Source organism: Photobacterium kagoshimensis (assembly GCF_050337045.1).
GTDB lineage: Bacteria > Pseudomonadota > Gammaproteobacteria > Enterobacterales > Vibrionaceae > Photobacterium > Photobacterium kagoshimensis.
Window position 1 is genome coordinate 59,077 of record NZ_JAKJSO010000026.1, and the last position, 20,047, is coordinate 79,123.

The window sequence follows — 20,047 nt, forward strand, 5'->3', positions numbered from 1 at the left end:
TCAATGTCCAACAATTACGATTCATCAAGCATTAAGGTGCTTAAGGGCCTAGATGCGGTACGTAAGCGCCCAGGGATGTACATTGGCGATACCGATGACGGTACTGGCCTGCACCATATGGTTTTTGAGGTCGTCGATAACTCTATCGATGAAGCTCTTGCTGGCCATTGTGAAGACATCATCGTCACCATCCACGAAGATGGTTCCGTATCGGTAAGCGATGATGGCCGTGGTATTCCGACCGAAATGCACCCTGAAGAGGGCGTATCAGCTGCTGAAGTTATCATGACGGTACTTCACGCAGGTGGTAAATTCGATGATAACTCCTACAAAGTATCGGGCGGCTTGCACGGTGTAGGTGTATCGGTAGTGAACGCACTATCTGAAAAAGTAGAGCTAACAATTCATCGCCACGGTGATATTCACCAACAAATATACTGCCATGGTGAACCACAAGCACCACTTGCAGTTATTGGTGATGCTGGCGAGCGTACGGGGACGCGTATCCGTTTCTGGCCAAGTGCTGATACTTTCGCAATTCTTGAATTCCAATACGAAATTTTAGCCAAGCGTTTACGCGAGCTGTCTTTCCTTAACTCTGGCGTATCGATCAAACTGATTGATGAACGTGAAGAAGGTAAGCAAGACCACTTCATGTATGAAGGTGGTATTAAAGCGTTCGTTGAGCACTTGAACCGTAACAAGACACCGATTCACCCGAAAGTTTTCCACTTCAATTTTGAACGTGAAGACGGTATCGCAGTAGAAGTGGCAATGCAGTGGAACGATGGCTTCCAAGAAAATATCTACTGTTTTACCAACAACATCCCACAGCGTGACGGTGGTAGTCACCTTGCTGGTTTCCGTGGTGCCTTAACGCGTACTTTGAATAACTTCATGGAAAAAGAAGGTTATTCGAAGAAAGCAAAAGCGGCGACATCGGGTGATGATGCTCGTGAAGGCCTAACCGCTGTTGTATCGGTAAAAGTGCCAGATCCTAAGTTCTCTAGCCAGACGAAAGATAAACTCGTTTCCAGTGAAGTGAAGCCTGCGGTTGAATCAACCATGGGTGAAAAACTGAGTGAGTTCTTGTTAGAGAACCCATCAGATGCGAAAACAGTTTGTACTAAGATTATTGATGCCTCTCGTGCACGTGAAGCTGCACGTAAAGCACGTGAAATGACACGCCGTAAAGGTGCGCTAGATTTAGCGGGTCTGCCTGGTAAATTGGCGGACTGTCAGGAAAAAGACCCTGCACTATCTGAACTATACATAGTGGAAGGGGACTCTGCTGGCGGTTCAGCCAAGCAGGGACGTAACCGTAAAAACCAAGCGATTTTGCCGCTGAAAGGTAAAATTCTTAACGTTGAAAAAGCCCGTTTCGATAAGATGCTATCTTCACAAGAAGTGGCAACCTTAATCACAGCCATGGGTTGTGGTATCGGCCGTGACGAGTACAACCCGGATAAACTGCGCTATCACAGCATCATCATCATGACCGATGCCGATGTCGATGGTTCGCACATCCGTACGCTACTATTGACCTTCTTCTACCGTCAAATGCCTGAACTGATCGAACGTGGTCATATCTTTATTGCTCAGCCACCACTTTATAAAGTGAAGAAAGGTAAGCAAGAGCAATACATCAAAGATGATGAAGACATGAACCAGTACCAAGTGGCGTTGGCATTGGATAACGCATCATTGTTTACAAGTGAAGGTGCCCCTGCAATTACAGGTCTAGCGCTTGAAAATCTTGTGAAGCAATACAATGCTGGCATGAAGCTAGTGACGCGTATGAGTCGTCGTTACCCAACCATTCTACTGAATGAAATGGTGTACCAACCACGTCTAACCGCAGAGATGCTTGCAACAGAAGCGACGGTAACTGAGTGGTTAACACCTGTGATTACTGCGCTAAACGCAAAACAATCCGGTGAAAGTCAGTTTAGTGCTGCAGTGATCCGTGATGAAGAGAATAATGTATTCTTGCCTCAAGTTGTCGTACGTACTCACGGTGTCGATTACGAATACGCACTAAGCTTTGATTTGGTGAACTCGAAAGAATACAGCAAGCTGGCTGATCTTTCTGAAGCGCTAAACGAGCTACTGGAAGAGTCTGCATTTGTTCAGCGTGGTGAGCGTAAGCAAGCGGTCAGCAGCTTTGATGAAGCGCTAAATTGGCTAATCAAAGAATCGCGTCGTGGCCTATCACTACAGCGTTACAAAGGTCTAGGTGAGATGAACCCAGATCAGCTTTGGGAAACCACCATGGATCCTGAATCTCGTCGTATGATGCAAGTTACGATCAACGATGCCGTTGCGGCAGATGAGCTATTCACGACCCTGATGGGGGATCAAGTTGAGCCTCGTCGTCACTTCATTGAAGAGAATGCCCTGAACGCAAACCTAGATGTGTAGTGTAAATTAAACACATCATTAGGTATAAAACGTCGCCAAGTGCGGCGTTTTTTTTTGCTTTATATTTAGTGGTTTAGCAGTTTAGTGTGATTTTTTTATGATTTATTTCGACTTAACCCTTGGAAATAAATTCGATCATCCCTATATCTATTAATGAAGAGCAAGATGCCAAAGACTGGGTCGAGCGCGAGGTTTGTCCTACAGAGGAAAACCACTTCATACACAGATTAACTTATATTGCTTCTTAGAAGGATAGTATTATGCGCAACGTAGATTTCACTCCTCTTTACCGTTCAGCTATTGGTTTTGATCGTCTGTTTAACCAGATGGAAAAGAACTTCAGTAACAACAATAACGCGGGTTACCCTCCGTACAATATCGAGCAGCAAGACGAAAACCATTACCGTATTACTATGGCAGTGGCGGGTTTTGCCGAAGAGCAATTGGATATCACCCAACAACAAAATATTTTGATTGTGCGTGGTACGCGTGAAGAACAAAAAGCAGAGCGCGAATACCTGTACCAAGGTATTGCTGAGCGTGATTTTGAACGTAAGTTCCAGCTTGCTGATTACGTTAAAGTCGTGGGTGCTCAAATGGAAAATGGTTTACTGCACGTTGAGTTAGAGCGTGAAATTCCAGAAGAGCAAAAGCCACGCAAAATTGCGATTAATGGCAACCGCTTACTCGAAAGCGAATAAGCTCGGCTTGGTTAGCACGCCTTTTTGTTAAGGCATGACACCAAAGAAAGAGTAGTGAAAGGTCAGCTTAGGCTGGCCTTTTTTAATGGTTGGCGTTTAGAAAGCGATGTGGGCTATTCGTCTACCTTGCGTGTTTCACGTGAAGCACAACAAAAAAGCAGCCAGAAGGCTGCTTTGATATATGGAGTATTGGGATTGGCTGGCTATGTTGTTACTGCCGTGACGGAGTAAGGCGTACGAGCTATTAGCCACATTATGCCTGATAGGCTTTGGTTACTTCATCGGCAATCACGGCAATGCCTTTTTGCATGTCTTCCTCGCTCTGGACATAGTTCATTCGTAAGCATTCATGGCCGTGCTGCCAATCCTCTTCTAATCCAATGAAGAAGTATTCCCCAGGCACAATTAATACTCCGCGAGCTTTGAGGCGGCGATAGAGTTCCATTGTGGTGATAGGCAAATCTTTGAACCATAGCCATAAGAACATAGCGCCTTCAGGTTTATGGATTCGAAAGCGCGGATCAGGCATGGCGGTTTGCAGTAACTCAACTGCCTGCTGAGATTTACGTAAGTAAAAGGGTTTAATCACTTGCTCGCTTAATGTCAGCAAGTCACCTTGTTCGATCATCTTATGGGCAAGGGCAGGACCCACACTGCCGGGGGCTAAACTTAACACGCCATTCATATTGGCCAGTGCAGTCGTTATTTCTTCACTGGCAATCACAATACCACAGCGTAAACCTGGTAAGCCGAGTTTGGATAAGCTCATGCACAGTATGGTATTGCTGTTCCAAAAAGGGGTGACATCAGCAAAGATAATATCGGGGAACGGCATGCCATAGGCGTTATCGATGATCAGTGGAATATCGTTCGCACGGGCGAGAGCATCGAGATGTTGGATTTCTTCATCGGTCAGGACGTTGCCTGTCGGGTTGGTAGGGCGTGAGGCACAAATCGCGCCAATGCTGTCATCCACCATTAAGCGATCAAAGTCGACGTGGTATTTGAACTGGCCATTATCGAGCAAGGTGATTTCTGGTTTGTACGAGATGAACATATCTTGGCTTAAACCTGAATCACCATAGCCGATATACTCCGGCGCCAGCGGCAACAGAATTTTCTTTTGCTTACCGTCAAACTCACCAGCGAGTAAGTTGAACAAATTAAAGAAAGCGCTTTGGCTGCCATTGGTGAGACTGATATTACTCGGTTTGATGTCCCAACCATAGGTGGCCTTCATTAAATCGGCTAACGCATTAATAAAGGTGTTTTTACCTTGAGGGCCATCATAGTTTGTCATCGCGGCGGTGAGTTCGCCACTGGCAGCCATACTTTGGCTAAGCTGATTGAAGTACTCAACCATCTCTGGGATTTGGGCGGGATTGCCGCCACCTAACATCACGGCATCGGGATTACGTAACCCATCGTTTAGGTCTTCCATTAATTGGGTAATTCCCGAATAGCGACCAAACTTATCTCCGAACTTTGAAAACTCCATTTTTACTTCCGACCTCGGCACGTTGCTCTTAGATTTATCGTTATTACTTAGCTGTATAACTTATGCTCAACTGTCAACATACCTGATCCTTTCATGAAGGAAAAGCCAGTTTTCCATTTCAATTACATGGTAAGCGCAGTGAGTGTTTTGCCTGTTATGAGTGTAGTAAAATTCTGCTTGCTGCGTTTCACGTGAAACAGTGAAACTGAAAAGAGAAGGTCAAAGATAGGGCGACGGTAGATAGATAAGCTGAGTAAGAAACAGGGGTTTTCTTGTTGGGAGGCGATAGCTTACTTAGCATCGTTCAGGCAGAAAAAAGCCCGCCTAACAGAGTTTGGCGGGCTTAAATAGTCATGCGTTAACTTACTTTTGCAGAAGCGAAATATCCGCTACTTTAAAGAATTCGTTACGCAGTTGGCTCAGCATAGTAAGACGGTTCACTTTTAGTTTCTCGTCATCAGCCATCACCATTACGTTATCGAAGAAGGCATCAACCGCTTCACGTAGTGTTGCTAGCTCTGACAGTGCTTGCTGGTAATTACCTTGGGCAAACACAGGAACTAGTTTTTCAAGCATTGCAGCAATGTCAGCAGCAAGTGCTTTCTCTGCATCTTCAACTAGCAGGCTACTATCAACGCTGGCTGCAAGCTCACCGTCGAATTTCGCCAGGATATTACCAACACGTTTGTTTGCTGCTGCCAGTGATTCTGCTGCATCTAGCGAGCGGAAATGACTTACTGCTTTAACGCGTTTGTCAAAATCAGCTGGTTGCGTTGGACGCAATGCCAGTACCGCTTGAATCACGTCTACACTGTGACCTTCATCTTGGTACCATGCACGGAAACGGCCTAGCATGAAATCAATCACTTCCGCTTCTACATTATCGTTGGTTAGCTTAGTTGTACCGTCTTCGTTAGCAAATAGCGATTTCGCTTTTGCGATCAGGTCAACTAAGTCTAGGTGGTAGCCTTTCTCAACGATGATACGTAGTACGCCTAGCGCTGCACGACGAAGGGCAAATGGGTCAGAACCTTTCGGTGCTTGGCCAATACCAAAGATACCTACAAGGGTATCGAGCTTGTCAGCCATAGCAACTGCTGCTGAAACACCCGTACTTGGTAGTTCATCACCCGCGAAGCGAGGCATGTATTGCTCGTTCAGAGCAAGTGCAACATCTTCAGCTTCACCATCGTGACGTGCGTAGTGCATGCCCATGACACCTTGGGTATCGGTAAACTCGAATACCATCGATGTCATTAGGTCACACTTCGCCAGTAGGCCAGCACGCTTAGCGTTGGTAACGTCAGCATCGATTTGCTCTGCGATGTAACCTGCAAGCTCAGTAATACGATCAGTTTTGTCTTTGATTGTACCCAGTTGCTTTTGGAAGATAGCGGTTTCTAGTTCAGGCAGACGATCGACAAGTGGACGCTTGCGGTCGGTGTTGAAGAAGAACTCTGCATCTGCAAGGCGAGGGCGAACAACTTTCTCGTTACCTTCGATGATCTGACGAGGGTCTTTCGAAATGATGTTAGATACGAAGATAAACTTAGGCACTAAGTTACCGTCAGCATCGTACACAGGGAAGTACTTCTGATCGCCTTTCATGGTGTAAACCAAAGCTTCAGATGGTACGTTCAGGAAGTCCTCTTCGAAAGAAGCTGTTAACACGACAGGCCATTCAACCAGTGACGTTACTTCTTCGACTAGCTCATCTTCTAGATCGGCTTTGCCACCCACGGCGTCTGCGGCTTTCTTCGCATCAGCAAGAATAATCGCTTTACGCGCTTCGTAATCAGCCATCACTTTACCGCGCTCTTCAAGAATCGCAGGGTATTGGTCAGCATGATCGATAGTGAACTCAGCTTCACCCATGAAACGGTGACCACGGATAGTGCGTGCCGATTCAACACCAAGAATAGTGCCAGGGATAAGGGTATCACCAAGCAGCATGGTTAGCGTCTTAACTGGACGGATAAATTGTGTTTCTTTATCGCCCCAGCGCATTGGCTTAGGAATTGGTAGCTTCGCGAGTGCGTTTGCAGCCATTTCACAAAGCAATGCGTCAGCTGATTGGCCTTTGACTTCTTGTTTGAATAGTAGCCATTCGCCTTTGTCTGTTACCAGACGGTCAGCTTGTTCAACGGTAATACCGTTACCACGCGCCCAGCCTTGAGCGGCTTTGGTTGCATTACCTTCAGCATCAAAGGCAACAGAAACCGCCGGACCACGTTTTTCTACTACTTTGTCTGGTTGGCCTTCTGCAAGGTTTGCCACTTTAAGTGCTAGACGACGCGGCGCTGCAAACCACTTCACACCTTGGTGTGGGAGTGCTGCGGCTTTTAGCTCTGCTTCAAAGTTTGCTGCAAATGCTTCAGCAAGGGTACGAAGTGCTTTTGGTGGTAGCTCTTCAGTACCTAGCTCAATAAGGAAATTGTGTTCAGCCATGCTTAATCCTTACTTGTCTTTTTTGCACATAGGGAAGCCAAGTGCTTCACGTGAAGCATAATAAGCTTCTGCTACTTGCTTCGTTAAGTTACGAATGCGCAGAATGTAACGCTGACGCTCGGTAACTGAGATAGCTTTGCGTGCATCAAGTAAGTTGAATGCATGACCTGCTTTTAGAATACGTTCGTAAGCAGGTAGTGACAGTGGTGTCTCTAGTGCTAGTAGTTCCTGACACTCTTTTTCGCACTGGTCGAAGAAGGTGAATAGGAAATCAACGTCGGCATGTTCGAAGTTGTAAGTTGATTGCTCAACTTCGTTTTGGTGGAAGATGTCACCATAGGTTACTTTACCTAGTGGGCCATCAGTCCATACGAGGTCGTAAACTGAGTCTACACCTTGGATGTACATGGCTAGACGCTCAATACCGTAAGTGATTTCACCTGTTACAGGTTTACACTCAAGGCCACCAACCTGCTGGAAGTAAGTGAACTGAGTCACTTCCATGCCGTTAAGCCATACTTCCCAGCCAAGACCCCAGGCGCCCAATGTTGGGTTTTCCCAGTTGTCTTCTACGAAACGGATATCGTGTACTTGCGTATCGATGCCTAGCGCTTCTAGTGAACCTAAGTACAGCTCTTGGATGTTATCGGGTGATGGTTTGATGATCACCTGGAACTGGTAATAGTGTTGAAGACGGTTTGGATTTTCACCATAGCGGCCATCGGTAGGACGGCGAGATGGTTGTACGTACGCTGCTGCAATAGGCTCTGGACCTAGAGCACGTAAACATGTCATTGGGTGAGAGGTACCTGCACCTACTTCCATGTCTAGTGGTTGTACAATGGTACAACCTTGCTGGCCCCAGTAATCCTGCAGCGCGAGGATCATGCCCTGAAAGGTTTTAATATCGAATTTCTGCATTGTCAGCTTCGCGAGATTAGTGGATTAAAAGAAAATATCATAACAATCCAGTATACCTCGCCAGCTAAGGAGCGAGTAGGGCTAGTGCATGTTTTTTACCCATCAAGTTCCAAATTGGCGCGAGAAATTTGTGGTAAGTGCGGATTATTGCTCGGCATGGGCTTTTTTGACATTCCCTTGATGATTTTCATGATTGAGCTGATTACAATTCGGCGAAATTAAAGTGCCGGCATAATGGATGCTAAGAGCGCGTTAAAGACAAACGAGTGTAGATGCAATGAATGTACAAGCAGGTGGTAAGACAAATAAATGGCTACGCAGTGTTGTCGTGGCTTTAGGTGTGGTGATGATGGTGAGCGGCTGTTCGACCGTTAATCCTTATACTCGTGAAGATCAAACTGCCAAAGCGACCAGCGGCGCACTGATTGGTGCGATGGCGGGAGCAGCAATCGGTGTCGCGTCTTCAAGCAAGAAAGACCGTGGTAAAGGTGCACTGATTGGTGCAGCTTCTGGTGCCGCGTTAGGTGGTGGTATTGGTTATTACATGGATGTGCAAGAGACTAAATTACGTCAACAGCTTGAAGCTTCGGGTATCAGTGTGACGCGTAATGGCAACGACATTATCTTGAACATGCCGAATGAAATCACTTTTGGCTTTGACCAATCAGATTTAAGTGGTCGAGCTAAAACGGCGCTGACCAATGTGGCGGTTGTTGCCAAAGAATACGACAAAACAGCATTGAACGTTTACGGTTTTACCGACAGTAAAGGCACCGCACAATATAACCTGCGTCTATCGCAAGTGCGTGCGAGTGAAGTGAGTAACTACCTGATCCGTCAAGGTGTTGGTGTTAACCGTGTCGTGACGAAAGGCATGGGCGAAGCGCATCCAATTGCATCGAATGGTTCAGAGCAAGGCCGCGCGCAAAATCGTCGGGTTGAGATTGTATTAAGTCCATTATCTTAATTTTTGTATTGGCGCGAATAGTAAAAGTAGAATTGAAGGCTAGCACTGAGTGTTAGCCTTTTTTTGTTGATAAGCATTTACATTTTTGCGCTTGTTTCCCGTGATCACTCTCGCTATTATTACGGCTCCTTTGGGGAGTAGCCTCTCGATCTATCGAGATAATCGTCAACATAATTGAAGCAAAATCTTCATGGCGGTTATGACTCACACTAATCCTACTAGTGAGTTTGGCGAGACCATTGGTAAACCAGCATGAACCGGGGTGGGGCATGTTTGTTTGCCTATGGTGCTAATAACTATCCTCGCCCCCAAGAGTATGTCGTGAGTGTTCTCGCTGTTTCTATTACTACCGTTGCCTTAGCCGAAATTGGCGATAAAACCCAATTGTTGTCGCTGTTGCTGGCAAGCCGTTATCGCAAACCTCTTCCGATCATTTTAGCGATTTTTCTGGCTACGATTGCTAATCATGCTTTGGCTGCTTGGCTCGGCGTTGTGGTAGCAGACTACTTAACCCCTGATGTATTGAAGTGGGTGTTGGTGGTCAGTTTCATCGTGATGGCTGGCTGGATTTTGATCCCAGACAAGCTCGATGATGATGAAAAAATCTCAAATCGAGGGCCTTTTGTGGCGAGTTTTATTGCTTTCTTTATTGCTGAGATTGGCGACAAAACGCAAGTTGCGACCACCATGCTAGGGGCAAAGTACCATGATGCTTTATTGCTGGTGGTGATCGGGACAACTGTGGGGATGTTATTGGCGAATGTGCCTGTGGTGCTGATTGGTAAACTCTCTGCAGATAAAATGCCGTTAGATTTGATCCGTAAAATTACCGCAGCTTTATTTGCTGGCTTGGCAATGGCGGCGGCAGTTGGCTTATAAGCGAGTGAGCCGTATTACCTTGATGCTTGGCTTAAAGTAGTGTTTCACGTGGAACCGTGGCACGCAATCAGTGTGGTAGGTCAATTCTGTTAATGTTACTGGTGTCATGGTGATTATTGAATGGAAAATCAACGAACTGTGACCTTTGCAGCTGGTTGTTTATACCAGTTATGCTAAGTTGGAAGTGCTTAAGTTAAGCCAAGATAGGAGGTTGTTATGATCCGTTATCTCGCCATTTCGCCGCAAAGCCAGTGTTGGCTTTTTCATATCGCACTCGCGTTAAATGTACTCGGCATGGTGTTAACTGATATGTGGTTACCTATGGTCGTAGGCGCTATTGTGACTACTTATCTATCGGTGGATGCTTTAGTACGGCTACGCTATGTCATTCCAATGAAAAAAGAACTGCGAGAGCTGAGGCATGAATTAGAAACTGCCCGTAAGCAAGTTCGTGAAAGCTACGAGCAGCAAGATATATAATAAAAAGGCAGCTCATTGAGCTGCCTTTTTACTTTTCACTGCCTTTACGAATGAGAAAACGATAAGGCAAGTTGTCGATTTCTGATGCCACTAAGGTGTGATCCATAAAGCGGCAAAAGCTCGGGATATCACGCGTGGTAGAGGGATCATCAGCAATGATTAATAAGGTTTCGCCTTCAGTCATCTTCCTCACTGTTTTGCGAACCATCATTACTGGTTCTGGGCAACGAAGCCCCTGTGCTTCCAAGCTGTGAGTTGGGTTGTCAAATATAGCAGTCATCATACGCACACCTTTAGTTTCGAATTGCTGATCATACTGATGGATAAGAATTAATCAATAAGGGTTGGCAAAACAAAATAAAGGGTGTAACTTAATTTACAAGTCGTTAACGTTTTTCTAAAGGATTAGGAGGCATTATGTTGACTCACCTCGATCGTCTTACCATTTATAGCGTGCTGTGTTTTATCACCTTTTGTTCATTGGTGTTACGCGGCCCCGCAGACGCAAGCTTGTTCGCACTGGGTGGTGTGATTGCAGCAGCACTTGGCTTGTGGTTTGAACTCATGAATACCTCAGAGCTTGAAGAAGAAGAATTGAAATAAGTTCAGGTACCTTATCTTACGAATACACACTCCCCATTTTCTTGGGCTTCCCCGCTTAATATAGCGGGATTTTTTTTATCTCACGCTGCATAATTTAACGGTCTAACGTTAAGGTGAAGTATATGGAGCTGGAAGAAGTTTATCGTCGCGATCTTAATCTGCTGGTGGCACTGAAAGTATTACTGGAAGAAGGCAGTGTCAGTCGCGCTGCGGTACGGTTGAATTTAAGTCAGTCGGCGATGAGCCGAGTCCTTGGCCGTTTACGTGAGCTTTTATCCGATCCGCTATTTACACGACAAGGGCAACACTTGCTACCGACGCAACGAGCGCTCGAACTCAGCGAGGCGTTAAATGATCCCCTTGAATCATTGCGTATATTATTAACCCCCAATGATTTCCAACCTGCATTGTGCGATCAGCATTTTGTGATAGCGACAACTGACTACGCGATGCAAACCATTTTGCCGTTTGCTTTGCCGCGGATTTATGAAGAAGCCCCGAATATTTCGTTAGAGTTTGCGCCATTGCAACACGATCACTTATTAACGCAACTCACCTCTGACGGCTGTGATATGGCGATCTGTCGGCCAACTGGCCCAGTGGAACCTTTGTGTAAAGACAGCTTGGGGTTGGTGAGTGTCTTTTGTTTATTGTCACGAAATCACCCATTGGCGGACAAAACGTTAACGTTAGATGATTACTTAACGTCACCGCATGCGATGATTGCGATTAGCGATGGGGTGAAAGCGCTAATTGATGAAGCATTGCGAGGTTACCCTGAGCGAAAAATGGTACTGCGGGCGTATCATTTAGAAGCAGCGTTAGCGATTGTCGATAAGATGCCTTTGATGATCACTGTTCCTGCGGATTTGGCGTACTTAGTGGCAGAGAAGCATGACTTGGTGGTGAAGCCGTTACCGTTTAAGTTTGAACCGTTCGATTACTCACTGATTTGGCACCCTAGGTGTGAGCATTCTGCCTCACAAATTTGGCTCCGCAATCTGATCCAAGAAGAGTGTGGCAAGCTGATCGCAAAGCGTATTCACGATATGGGGTTAGCCTAAACCAACTGTCATTGTGATTAGGGTGAGTACAAGGTACGGTCATAAAAAAGGCCAGCATATCGCTGGCCAAGGTAGTCATTCGTTGTTGCGTTCTGCGATAGCTTGATAGCCATTTACAGTTTGAAAATCACTTATAGTTTGATTACTACGCGACCCGTGATTTGACCACGCGTGATTGCGTCGGCACATTCAGCAACTTCTTCGAGTGCCACTTCACGGCATGCTTGTTGGTAGAAGCTTGCTGGTAGCAATTCTTCCAGACGTTGCCAAGCTTGCTGGCGTTTTTCAAACGGACAAGACACAGAATCGACACCTTGTAGGCGTACGTTGCGCAGAATGAATGGCATCACTGTGGTTGGTAAATCAAAACCACCGGCTAGGCCGCACGCTGCTACTGCACCGTTGTAGTCCATTTGTGCTAGTACCTTGGCTAATACTTTGCTACCCACAGTATCAATAGCACCTGCCCACACTTGTTTTTCCAGTGGGCGAGCAGGTTCTTCAAATTCACTGCGTTCGATAACACGCTGCGCGCCAAGTTGTGTAAGTAGCTCACCGTTTTCTTCGATACGACCCGTTACGGCTGCCACTTGGTAACCAAGTTGCGAAAGTAGTGTAACGGCAACAGAACCCACACCACCACTTGCGCCAGTAACGAGGACTTCACCAGATTCTGGTTTAACGCCTGCATCAACAATCGCTTGTACACACAGCATCGCAGTTAGACCGGCAGTACCGATCATCATGGCTTGTTTGCCGTCTAGTTTTGCTGGTAGTGGCACTAACCAATCCGCTTTTAAGCGCGCTTTTTCTGCCATGCCGCCCCAGTGGCCCTCACCAACGCCCCAGCCAGTGAGTACGACACTGTCGCCAGCTTGGTAGCGGTCATCGCTTGATTCAACCACTTTACCCGCTAGATCAATACCTGGCACCATTGGGAATTGACGAACAATTCTTCCTTTACCTGTGATTGCTAGACCATCTTTGTAGTTTAGCGATGAGTAATCTACATCGATCAGAACATCACCTTCGGGTAGCTGATCCGTTTCTAATTGACGAATACCCGCGATGGTTTTTTTATCTTCCTGATCGAGAACAAGTGCCTTAAACATAGGAATACTCCGGTAAATGGAAAAGTAAGTCTGTTTTGATGAAGAGAGTGTAGCTGGCAAGTGACTATGAATAAAATGAAACTTTATCATTTTATCTATGACTATCACGCATGTAAGGTGAGTGTGGCTGCGGCAATAACTTGAGGTATAAAAGAAAAGCCCACGAATGTGGGCTTTGCTCGGTATTCGTTAAAGAAGGTTATTCAACCCGCTCAAAGATAGTCGCGATCCCTTGGCCTAAGCCGATACACATGGTGGCGAGGCCAAACTGGACATCACGATGCTCCATCAGGTTAATCAAGGTGGTTGAGATCCGTGAGCCTGAGCAGCCGAGTGGATGACCCAGCGCGATTGCACCACCGTTAAGGTTTACCTTCTCTTCCACTTTATCCAGTAAGTCGAGATCTTTGGCGCATGGCAGTGATTGAGCCGCAAAGGCTTCGTTGAGTTCGATCATGCCAATATCACTGATATTGAGGCCTGCACGTTTTAAGGCTTTTTGAGTTGCAGGCACAGGGCCATAACCCATGATAGAGGGATCACAGCCTGCCACAGCCATGGATTTCACGCGCGCTCTAATCGTGAGGCCGAGTGCTTTGGCGCGTTCCTCGCTCATCACTAACATGGCCGAAGCACCATCAGACAGTGCTGATGAGGTACCCGCGGTGACAGTACCGTTGACGGGATCAAAGACTGGGCGCAATCCAGCCAACCCTTCAACGGTTGTTTCTGGGCGGATCACTTCATCATAATCAAACAGTTTAAGCGCCCCGTTTTCATCATGTCCCTCAATTGGCAAGATTTCATTTTTGAAGCGTCCTTCAACGGTGGCAGCATGCGCCAAGCGGTGTGAGCGAGCAGCGAACTCATCTTGCATCTCACGGCTAATGCCATGCATTCGACCTAACATTTCAGCGGTGAGCCCCATCATGCCAGCCGCCTTGGCAACGGACTTGGACATGCCTGGGTGGAAATCCACGCCATGGTTCATTGGTACATGACCCATGTGTTCAACGCCTCCGATAATGCAGGTTTCTGCATCACCCACCATGATGGCGCGAGTCGCATCATGCAGTGCTTGCATCGATGAACCGCATAAACGGTTTACTGTGGTAGCACCGACCGTGTGCGGGATCCCTGCGATTAAGGCAGCGTTACGGCCAATATTAAAACCTTGCTCTAGGGTTTGTTGGACACACCCCCAGTAAATATCTTCGATCTGAGTGGGATCGACTTGTGGGTTGCGACTTAACAAACCCTTCATTAAGTGTGCTGATAGATCTTCAGCACGGACATGCCGAAATGCACCCGCTTTTGAACGTCCCATCGGGGTACGGATACAATCTACAATGACAGCGTTATTCATGGTTTATCCCTCGTCCTTAAGCGTTAAATGGTGCTGATGCGGTGTCGATAGCGTAATAACTTTCGCCTTTCTCCGCTTTTGCGCGCAAACCTGCTGGCACTTGGTAAACCGCACCAAGGTGAGCATATTCATCGGCCATCGCGACGTATTGTGCTAATCCCATGGTGTCTAAGTAACGGAAGACGCCACCACGGAAAGGAGGGAAGCCTAAGCCATATACCAATGCCATATCTGCTTCTGCTGGGGTCGCAATAATGTTTTCTTCTAAACAACGCACGACTTCGTTGATCATTGGTACCATGGTGCGTGCAATGATTTCTTCGCTGCTGTATTCGGTCGCAGTACCCAAAACTGGTGACAGTAGTTCCGCGACGTCGGGATCGCGTGCTTTTTTCGGTTTGCCTTTACGGTCGATAGAATAGCTAAAGAAGCCTTTACCGTTTTTCTGGCCAAATCGGCCACTTTCAAACATCACATCAACCGCATCTTTGTAATCTTTGTTCATGCGCTCTGGAAAGCCTTCCGCCATGACCGCTTGGGCGTGATGGGCGGTATCGATACCGACGACATCAAGCAAGTAAGCTGGGCCCATTGGCCAACCGAATTGTTTCTCCATGACCTTATCGACTTGTGTAAAATCGGCGCCGTCACGTAGCAGCATGCTAAAGCCTGCAAAGTAAGGAAAGAGCACACGGTTGACGAAGAAGCCAGGGCAGTCGTTAACGACGATAGGGGATTTACCCATTTTGGCGGCGTAAGCCACAACGCGATTGATGGTATCGTCCGAGGTTTTTTCGCCCCGGATGATTTCAACCAAAGGCATGCGGTGCACGGGATTAAAAAAGTGCATGCCACAGAAGTTCTCTGGACGCTGTAGCGATTCTGCTAATAAGTTGATTGGAATGGTTGAGGTATTGGAGGTCACTACAGTATCTGCAGAGACATGCTGTTCAACTTCAGCCAGTACCGCCGCTTTGATTTTTGGATTCTCAACCACGGCTTCAACGATCACGTCGGCGTGTTCGATACCGGCATAGCTCAGGCTTGGGGTGATTGAGGAGATAATCCCCGCCATTTTAAAGCCATCGATACGACCGCGCTCTAGCTGTTTGTTGAGTAACTTGGTTGCTTCATTCATGCCCAGCGCCAGGGATGGCTCGGCAATGTCCTTCATTAATACAGGCACACCTTTGAGGGCAGACTGATAAGCAATGCCACCTCCCATGATGCCCGCGCCCAGCACTGCCCCTTTAGTTGTCGGTTTTCCTGCTTTGGCTGCTTGCTTAGCATTACCTTTAATAAACTGATCGTTAAGAAATAATCCGACTAGGGCCTGAGCAACATCGGTTTTTGCCAGTTTGACGAAGTGTTTGTTTTCGACAACCAAGGCGTCATCGCGCGACATACGAGCCGCTTCTTCTATCGTCATTACTGCTGCCATCGGAGCGGGGTAATGTTTTCCTGCAACTTGAGCCACCATGGCTTTGGCCATCGTAAAGCTCATCATGGCTTCAGTTCGATTTAATAAAAGAGGGGATTTTTTTTGTTCTCGGCGCTGCTGCCAATTTAATTTACCCGCAATGGCATCTTTGATCATCGTTATCGCATTGTCGCGCAAGGCATCTGGTGCAACTACGGCATCAACGAGACCCAGTTTGAGGGCTTCGGGGGCTTTTTTATCTTTACCTGCGGTGATGATTTCCATTGCTGAATCAGCGCCAATCAAGCGAGGTAAACGTACTGTCCCACCAAAACCGGGCATGATCCCTAATTTGGTTTCAGGCAACCCGATACGTGCCGTGCTATCGGCTAAGCGAAAATCGGTTGCCAGTACGCATTCACAGCCGCCGCCGAGTGCATGGCCATTAATGGCAGAGAGTGTTGGCACGGGCAGGTCTTCTAATTTATTGAAGATATCATTGGCACGGGTTAACCATTGCGACAGCTCTTGTTCTGTCTTAGCGAATAAGCCCATAAATTCAGTAATATCCGCGCCCACCACAAAGGCCCCTTTGGCCGATGTCACAATCAGGCCTTTGAGGTCATTTTGTTGGTAAAGAGCATTAAGAGCTTCACTGAAACACTCTAGGGTCTTGATATCAAATTTATTTACGCTGTTAGGGGCGCTGAGGTTGAGCTCCGCAATACCATCTTCCAGATAGTCAACGGATAGGGTTTCACCTTGGTAAATCATGTTCTATCTCCGTGAATTCCAGTCTAAGCTGGCTTGATTTAGTGGTTTGACCTGTACCAGACAAATTTAGTGTGAACCCGATATTTAGCAATTACAACACTTATTTAAAACAATTGTTTAACTTTTAGGTGCGAAATAAACATACAAAATAGCGCAGAAGAATCTTGCACCTTGATATGAAAGAGTTTTTACATGATAAGGCTTGACGATTAAATGGCGGTATGTTGTTAAGATGTTACAGTTTGGCGAGTGTGCTGAGAGAGGTAAGCTGAGATTCAGTATTCACAGCAGAAGAGTATAGATAGAGTCGCAAACTGAAAAACGGGTACTTTGCGACTGGTTATACGCAGAAGTGAAGGGGTTATTGTATTGGTTGTGGTATCCTGCTCGGTTACTAAACCATGACCAAATTGTTTTTTAATGACAGCTTCAGAACCGTATTTAGTACCCGCAGCCAGGGCTTCTTATGAAGAAGAAATCAAGAAAAGCCGCTTTATTACTTATCTTGCACACACCCCTACGGTGGAAGCTGCCAAAGCCTTTGTGCAGCAGATCAAAACACAGCATGCGGATGCCCGTCATAATTGTTGGGCTTTTGTCGCTGGCAGACCATCAGATTCCATGAAATGGGGTTTTAGCGATGATGGCGAACCTTCAGGTACGGCGGGTAAACCTATTCTTGCTCAACTAACAGGCTCGGGCGTGGGTGAAATAACCGCAGTGGTGACACGGTATTCGGGTGGGATTAAGTTAGGTACGGGGGGGTTAGTCAAAGCCTATGGTGGTGGCGTACAACAAGCATTAACCCGATTGCAAACGCAAGAAAAAGTGATTACGTCTGAGCTCGAGATTTGTTGTGCTTATAATCAAGTTGCGCTGGTGGAGACATTGCTTGCCGAACATTGCGGTAGCACTTTAACTGCAAGCTATACAGAGTCGGTACACCTAATAGCCGAGATTGATTGTCGTTGTGTCGATGCTTTTTGTGTGGCTTTAGTTAATCGTAGTGGCGGCACCTTGACTGCCAAAACTGTCGAGCGTTAAACGCATAACCATATTGTTTAGGATGAGAGCCAGCTAGTTCATGCAGTTTCGTTCAATCATAAGAATCGTCGGGCTTTTGCTCGCCTTATTCAGTGTCACCATGTTAGTGCCTGCGATGGTGGCATTATTTTATCGTGATGGTGCGGGTTTCCCTTTCGTGGTGACCTTCTTTCTTCTATTAATGGGCGGCGCCGTATTATGGTTGCCAAACCGTCGCCATCGGCATGAACTGAAAGCTCGTGATGGCTTTTTGATTGTTGTTCTATTCTGGACGGTAATTGGTAGCGCAGGCGCTGTGCCTTTTCTGCTCTCGAAAACCCCCGATCTCTCCGTGACTGATGCTTTTTTTGAATCGTTTTCTGCCTTAACCACTACAGGGGCGACGGTGATTGTCGGGTTAGACGATTTACCCAAAGCGATTTTATTCTACCGTCAGTTACTACAGTGGTTTGGTGGAATGGGGATCATTGTATTAGCCGTTGCGATTTTACCTGTTCTCGGTATCGGTGGTATGCAGCTTTACCGGGCAGAAATTCCAGGCCCGGTTAAAGATTCAAAGATGACGCCACGGATTGCCGAAACGGCTAAAACTCTGTGGTATATCTATTTAGCCTTAACGGTTAGTTGTGCCTTTGCTTTTTGGATGGCAGGGATGACGCCATTTGATGCGGTATCACACAGCTTCTCGACTATCGCGATTGGTGGTTTCTCTACCCACGATGCCAGCATGGGGTATTTTAATAGCCCCACCATTAACATGATCACTGTGGTCTTCCTGCTGATATCGGCATGTAACTTCTCGCTTCACTTTGCTGCTTTTGCCAATGGCGGCGTGAATTTACGGACTTATTGGCGCGATCCTGAGTTTCGCGCCTTTTTTGGTGCTCAGTTTATCTTGCTGGCGATTTGTTTTGGCATGTTACTGAAACATCACTCGTACGACTCTTATTACGATGCGTTTGATCAGGCATTGTTCCAAACTGTATCTATTTCGACGACGGCGGGTTTTACCACCACCAGTTTTTCTGAGTGGCCACTTTTCTTACCGGTATTATTGCTGTTCTCTTCTTTTGTTGGGGGCTGTGCTGGTTCGACGGGGGGCGGCATGAAAGTGATCCGTATGCTACTTCTCTTCTTACAAGGTGTACGTGAACTGAAACGTTTGGTGCACCCGCGGGCGGTTTATACCATTAAAGTGGGTAACAAAGCTTTGCCGCAACGTGTGGTTGATGCGGTATGGGGGTTTTTCTCGGCTTACGCTCTGGTATTTGTGGTGTGTATGCTGGCATTAATCGCAACAGGCATCGATGAATTAACCGCATTCTCTGCGGTTGCTGCAACATTAAATAACTTAGGTCCAGGACTCGGTGAAGTTGCAGTGCATTTTGGTGAGGTAAACTCAGCTGCCAAGTGGATACTAATTATCGCAATGCTATTTGGTCGTCTTGAAGTATTTACGTTATTAGTCTTATTTACACCAACATTCTGGCGAAACTAAGGAGCCAAAGTGGAACAGGTTTTATTACTGCATTCGAGCACGGACGGTCAGACGATTAAGATCCTTGACTATATAAAGAAGGAATTGGGTCAAGATTGCCAATGTACACTGCAAGACCTCAATAGCTTGCCTGATATTGAGTGGCAAAAATACGATCGTGTCTTAATTGGTGCGGCTGTTCGATATGGTCACTTAAGTAAGAAGCTCTATCAATTTATTGAAAAGAACCTTCAGGCATTAGAACAACATAAGGTCGCTTTCTTCTGTGTAAACCTGACTGCACGTAAAGAAGGGAAGAACACCCCTGAAACCAGCGCTTATATGAAGAAGTTCTTAGTGAAGTCGCCTTGGTGCCCAAGTTTACAAGCTGTATTCGCGGGGGCGCTGCGCTATCCGCGTTATAACTTGTTTGATCGCACCATGATTCAGTTCATTATGCGTATTACGGGTGGCGAGACGGATACCAGTAAAGAAGTGGAATATACCGATTGGGACGCCGTTGCTCGGTTTGCAGTGGCTTTTAAGCAGTTTTAGCTGTGGTTTTTATCGCTTTGGTGTTTATTTGACCACTTGAAAAGAAAAGCGGTTTTTTTTGAAAAAAGGGTCTTGCCAAACCGATCGAACTCTCTATAATGCGTCCTCACTGACACGGAGCAAGGCGCTTAGCCAGCAACGATAAGTCAGTATGTTCTTTAACAATTTGACCATGCAATCTGTGTGGGCACTCGTGAAATGAATAGTCAAAACTATTCATTGTTACTTTTTAAGTAAGAATGAATTTGGCATCAATGAACTGAGTGACCAATACAAATAACAAGTTTACTTATTATTTGGCACAGTCAATTCGAATA

General features: G+C 46.4%; 18 protein-coding genes and 1 riboswitch. Of the genes, 11 read left to right on the plus strand and 7 right to left on the minus strand.

The features are described from left to right. Positions 1 to 3 precede the first annotated feature (3 nt). From gyrB to L4C35_RS21070, 3 genes are all read left to right on the plus strand, one after another. Positions 4 to 2,421 (plus strand): DNA topoisomerase (ATP-hydrolyzing) subunit B, encoded by a 2,418-nt coding sequence (gene gyrB / locus L4C35_RS21060; protein WP_428464738.1) that lies wholly within the window; start codon positions 4 to 6, stop codon positions 2,419 to 2,421. Between the two features lie 260 nt (positions 2,422 to 2,681). Beyond that, on the plus strand, positions 2,682 to 3,122 hold the full coding sequence (gene ibpA, locus L4C35_RS21065; protein WP_428464739.1) for a small heat shock chaperone IbpA: 441 nt from the start codon (positions 2,682 to 2,684) through the stop codon (positions 3,120 to 3,122). Between the two features lie 54 nt (positions 3,123 to 3,176). Continuing rightward, a complete protein-coding gene (locus L4C35_RS21070) occupies positions 3,177 to 3,353 on the plus strand; it encodes a hypothetical protein (protein ID WP_428464740.1) in 177 nt (58 codons plus the stop codon). Between the two features lie 22 nt (positions 3,354 to 3,375). Here L4C35_RS21070 and L4C35_RS21075 read toward each other — a convergent pair whose 3' ends face one another. The 3 genes from L4C35_RS21075 to glyQ all read right to left on the minus strand — a co-directional run bounded on the left by L4C35_RS21075 (position 3,376) and on the right by glyQ (position 7,989). After that, on the minus strand, positions 3,376 to 4,620 hold the full coding sequence (locus tag L4C35_RS21075) for a valine--pyruvate transaminase (RefSeq protein ID WP_428464741.1): 1,245 nt from the start codon (positions 4,618 to 4,620) through the stop codon (positions 3,376 to 3,378). A 363-nt stretch (positions 4,621 to 4,983) separates the two neighbouring features. Further along, positions 4,984 to 7,068, minus strand: a complete 2,085-nt coding sequence (gene glyS / locus L4C35_RS21080) for a glycine--tRNA ligase subunit beta (RefSeq protein WP_428464742.1) — start codon at positions 7,066 to 7,068, stop codon at positions 4,984 to 4,986. Between the two features lie 9 nt (positions 7,069 to 7,077). Further along, on the minus strand, positions 7,078 to 7,989 hold the full coding sequence (gene glyQ / locus L4C35_RS21085) for a glycine--tRNA ligase subunit alpha (RefSeq protein WP_303559306.1): 912 nt from the start codon (positions 7,987 to 7,989) through the stop codon (positions 7,078 to 7,080). 277 nt (positions 7,990 to 8,266) lie between these two features. Between glyQ and L4C35_RS21090 the strand changes: the two genes are divergently transcribed. From L4C35_RS21090 to L4C35_RS21100, 3 genes are all read left to right on the plus strand, one after another. Next, complete coding sequence (locus L4C35_RS21090) at positions 8,267 to 8,956, plus strand: YiaD family glycine zipper/OmpA-like lipoprotein (RefSeq protein ID WP_428464743.1); 690 nt, start codon at positions 8,267 to 8,269, stop codon at positions 8,954 to 8,956. Between the two features lie 127 nt (positions 8,957 to 9,083). Next, positions 9,084 to 9,185: riboswitch (yybP-ykoY riboswitch) on the plus strand. 92 nt (positions 9,186 to 9,277) lie between these two features. Further along, positions 9,278 to 9,835, plus strand: a complete 558-nt coding sequence (locus L4C35_RS21095) for a TMEM165/GDT1 family protein (RefSeq protein ID WP_428464754.1) — start codon at positions 9,278 to 9,280, stop codon at positions 9,833 to 9,835. A 216-nt stretch (positions 9,836 to 10,051) separates the two neighbouring features. Beyond that, positions 10,052 to 10,315, plus strand: a complete 264-nt coding sequence (locus L4C35_RS21100; protein ID WP_428464744.1) for a hypothetical protein — start codon at positions 10,052 to 10,054, stop codon at positions 10,313 to 10,315. 28 nt (positions 10,316 to 10,343) lie between these two features. Here L4C35_RS21100 and tusA read toward each other — a convergent pair whose 3' ends face one another. Next, a complete protein-coding gene (gene tusA / locus L4C35_RS21105; RefSeq protein WP_048900114.1) occupies positions 10,344 to 10,595 on the minus strand; it encodes a sulfurtransferase TusA in 252 nt (83 codons plus the stop codon). A 137-nt stretch (positions 10,596 to 10,732) separates the two neighbouring features. Between tusA and L4C35_RS21110 the strand changes: the two genes are divergently transcribed. Further along, positions 10,733 to 10,918, plus strand: coding sequence for a hypothetical protein (locus tag L4C35_RS21110; RefSeq protein ID WP_048900060.1), 186 nt, complete (start codon positions 10,733 to 10,735; stop codon positions 10,916 to 10,918). Positions 10,919 to 11,040: 122 nt separating this feature from the next. Next, complete coding sequence (locus tag L4C35_RS21115; protein ID WP_428464745.1) at positions 11,041 to 11,982, plus strand: LysR family transcriptional regulator; 942 nt, start codon at positions 11,041 to 11,043, stop codon at positions 11,980 to 11,982. Between the two features lie 131 nt (positions 11,983 to 12,113). On the opposite strand, the gene acuI is transcribed toward L4C35_RS21115, so the two are convergent. From acuI to fadB, 3 genes are all read right to left on the minus strand, one after another. Then, positions 12,114 to 13,094, minus strand: a complete 981-nt coding sequence (gene acuI / locus L4C35_RS21120) for an acrylyl-CoA reductase (NADPH) (RefSeq protein WP_428464746.1) — start codon at positions 13,092 to 13,094, stop codon at positions 12,114 to 12,116. Positions 13,095 to 13,293: 199 nt separating this feature from the next. Continuing rightward, positions 13,294 to 14,460, minus strand: coding sequence for an acetyl-CoA C-acyltransferase FadA (gene fadA / locus L4C35_RS21125; RefSeq protein WP_428464747.1), 1,167 nt, complete (start codon positions 14,458 to 14,460; stop codon positions 13,294 to 13,296). Positions 14,461 to 14,476: 16 nt separating this feature from the next. Continuing rightward, positions 14,477 to 16,654 carry a fatty acid oxidation complex subunit alpha FadB gene (fadB, locus tag L4C35_RS21130; RefSeq protein ID WP_428464748.1) on the minus strand — a complete coding sequence of 726 codons (2,178 nt, stop codon included), beginning with the start codon at positions 16,652 to 16,654 and terminating at the stop codon, positions 14,477 to 14,479. Positions 16,655 to 17,074: 420 nt separating this feature from the next. Between fadB and L4C35_RS21135 the strand changes: the two genes are divergently transcribed. Genes L4C35_RS21135 through hemG form a run of 3 tightly spaced genes read left to right on the plus strand, consistent with a single transcriptional unit; the run spans position 17,075 to position 19,730 of the window. Further along, positions 17,075 to 17,698, plus strand: a complete 624-nt coding sequence (locus L4C35_RS21135; protein WP_428464749.1) for a YigZ family protein — start codon at positions 17,075 to 17,077, stop codon at positions 17,696 to 17,698. Positions 17,699 to 17,738: 40 nt separating this feature from the next. Continuing rightward, on the plus strand, positions 17,739 to 19,196 hold the full coding sequence (locus L4C35_RS21140; RefSeq protein ID WP_062690405.1) for a TrkH family potassium uptake protein: 1,458 nt from the start codon (positions 17,739 to 17,741) through the stop codon (positions 19,194 to 19,196). A gap of 9 nt (positions 19,197 to 19,205) precedes the next feature. Then, positions 19,206 to 19,730: a menaquinone-dependent protoporphyrinogen IX dehydrogenase gene (hemG, locus tag L4C35_RS21145; protein ID WP_428464750.1), complete on the plus strand. Its 525-nt coding sequence runs from the start codon at positions 19,206 to 19,208 to the stop codon at positions 19,728 to 19,730. Positions 19,731 to 20,047: the final 317 nt, after the last annotated feature.

Bases quoted from the DNA above. Each gene is read 5' to 3' on its own strand.
- gyrB (WP_428464738.1), top strand. From the start codon at position 4: ATGTCCAACAATTACGATTCATCAAGCATTAAGGTGCTTAAGGGCCTA.
- ibpA (WP_428464739.1), top strand. From the start codon at position 2,682: ATGCGCAACGTAGATTTCACTCCTCTTTACCGTTCAGCTATTGGTTTT.
- L4C35_RS21075 (WP_428464741.1), bottom strand. From the start codon at position 4,620: ATGGAGTTTTCAAAGTTCGGAGATAAGTTTGGTCGCTATTCGGGAATT.
- glyS (WP_428464742.1), bottom strand. From the start codon at position 7,068: ATGGCTGAACACAATTTCCTTATTGAGCTAGGTACTGAAGAGCTACCA.
- glyQ (WP_303559306.1), bottom strand. From the start codon at position 7,989: ATGCAGAAATTCGATATTAAAACCTTTCAGGGCATGATCCTCGCGCTG.
- L4C35_RS21090 (WP_428464743.1), top strand. From the start codon at position 8,267: ATGAATGTACAAGCAGGTGGTAAGACAAATAAATGGCTACGCAGTGTT.
- L4C35_RS21100 (WP_428464744.1), top strand. From the start codon at position 10,052: ATGATCCGTTATCTCGCCATTTCGCCGCAAAGCCAGTGTTGGCTTTTT.
- tusA (WP_048900114.1), bottom strand. From the start codon at position 10,595: ATGACTGCTATATTTGACAACCCAACTCACAGCTTGGAAGCACAGGGG.
- L4C35_RS21110 (WP_048900060.1), top strand. From the start codon at position 10,733: ATGTTGACTCACCTCGATCGTCTTACCATTTATAGCGTGCTGTGTTTT.
- L4C35_RS21115 (WP_428464745.1), top strand. From the start codon at position 11,041: ATGGAGCTGGAAGAAGTTTATCGTCGCGATCTTAATCTGCTGGTGGCA.
- acuI (WP_428464746.1), bottom strand. From the start codon at position 13,094: ATGTTTAAGGCACTTGTTCTCGATCAGGAAGATAAAAAAACCATCGCG.
- fadA (WP_428464747.1), bottom strand. From the start codon at position 14,460: ATGAATAACGCTGTCATTGTAGATTGTATCCGTACCCCGATGGGACGT.
- fadB (WP_428464748.1), bottom strand. From the start codon at position 16,654: ATGATTTACCAAGGTGAAACCCTATCCGTTGACTATCTGGAAGATGGT.
- L4C35_RS21135 (WP_428464749.1), top strand. From the start codon at position 17,075: ATGACAGCTTCAGAACCGTATTTAGTACCCGCAGCCAGGGCTTCTTAT.
- L4C35_RS21140 (WP_062690405.1), top strand. From the start codon at position 17,739: ATGCAGTTTCGTTCAATCATAAGAATCGTCGGGCTTTTGCTCGCCTTA.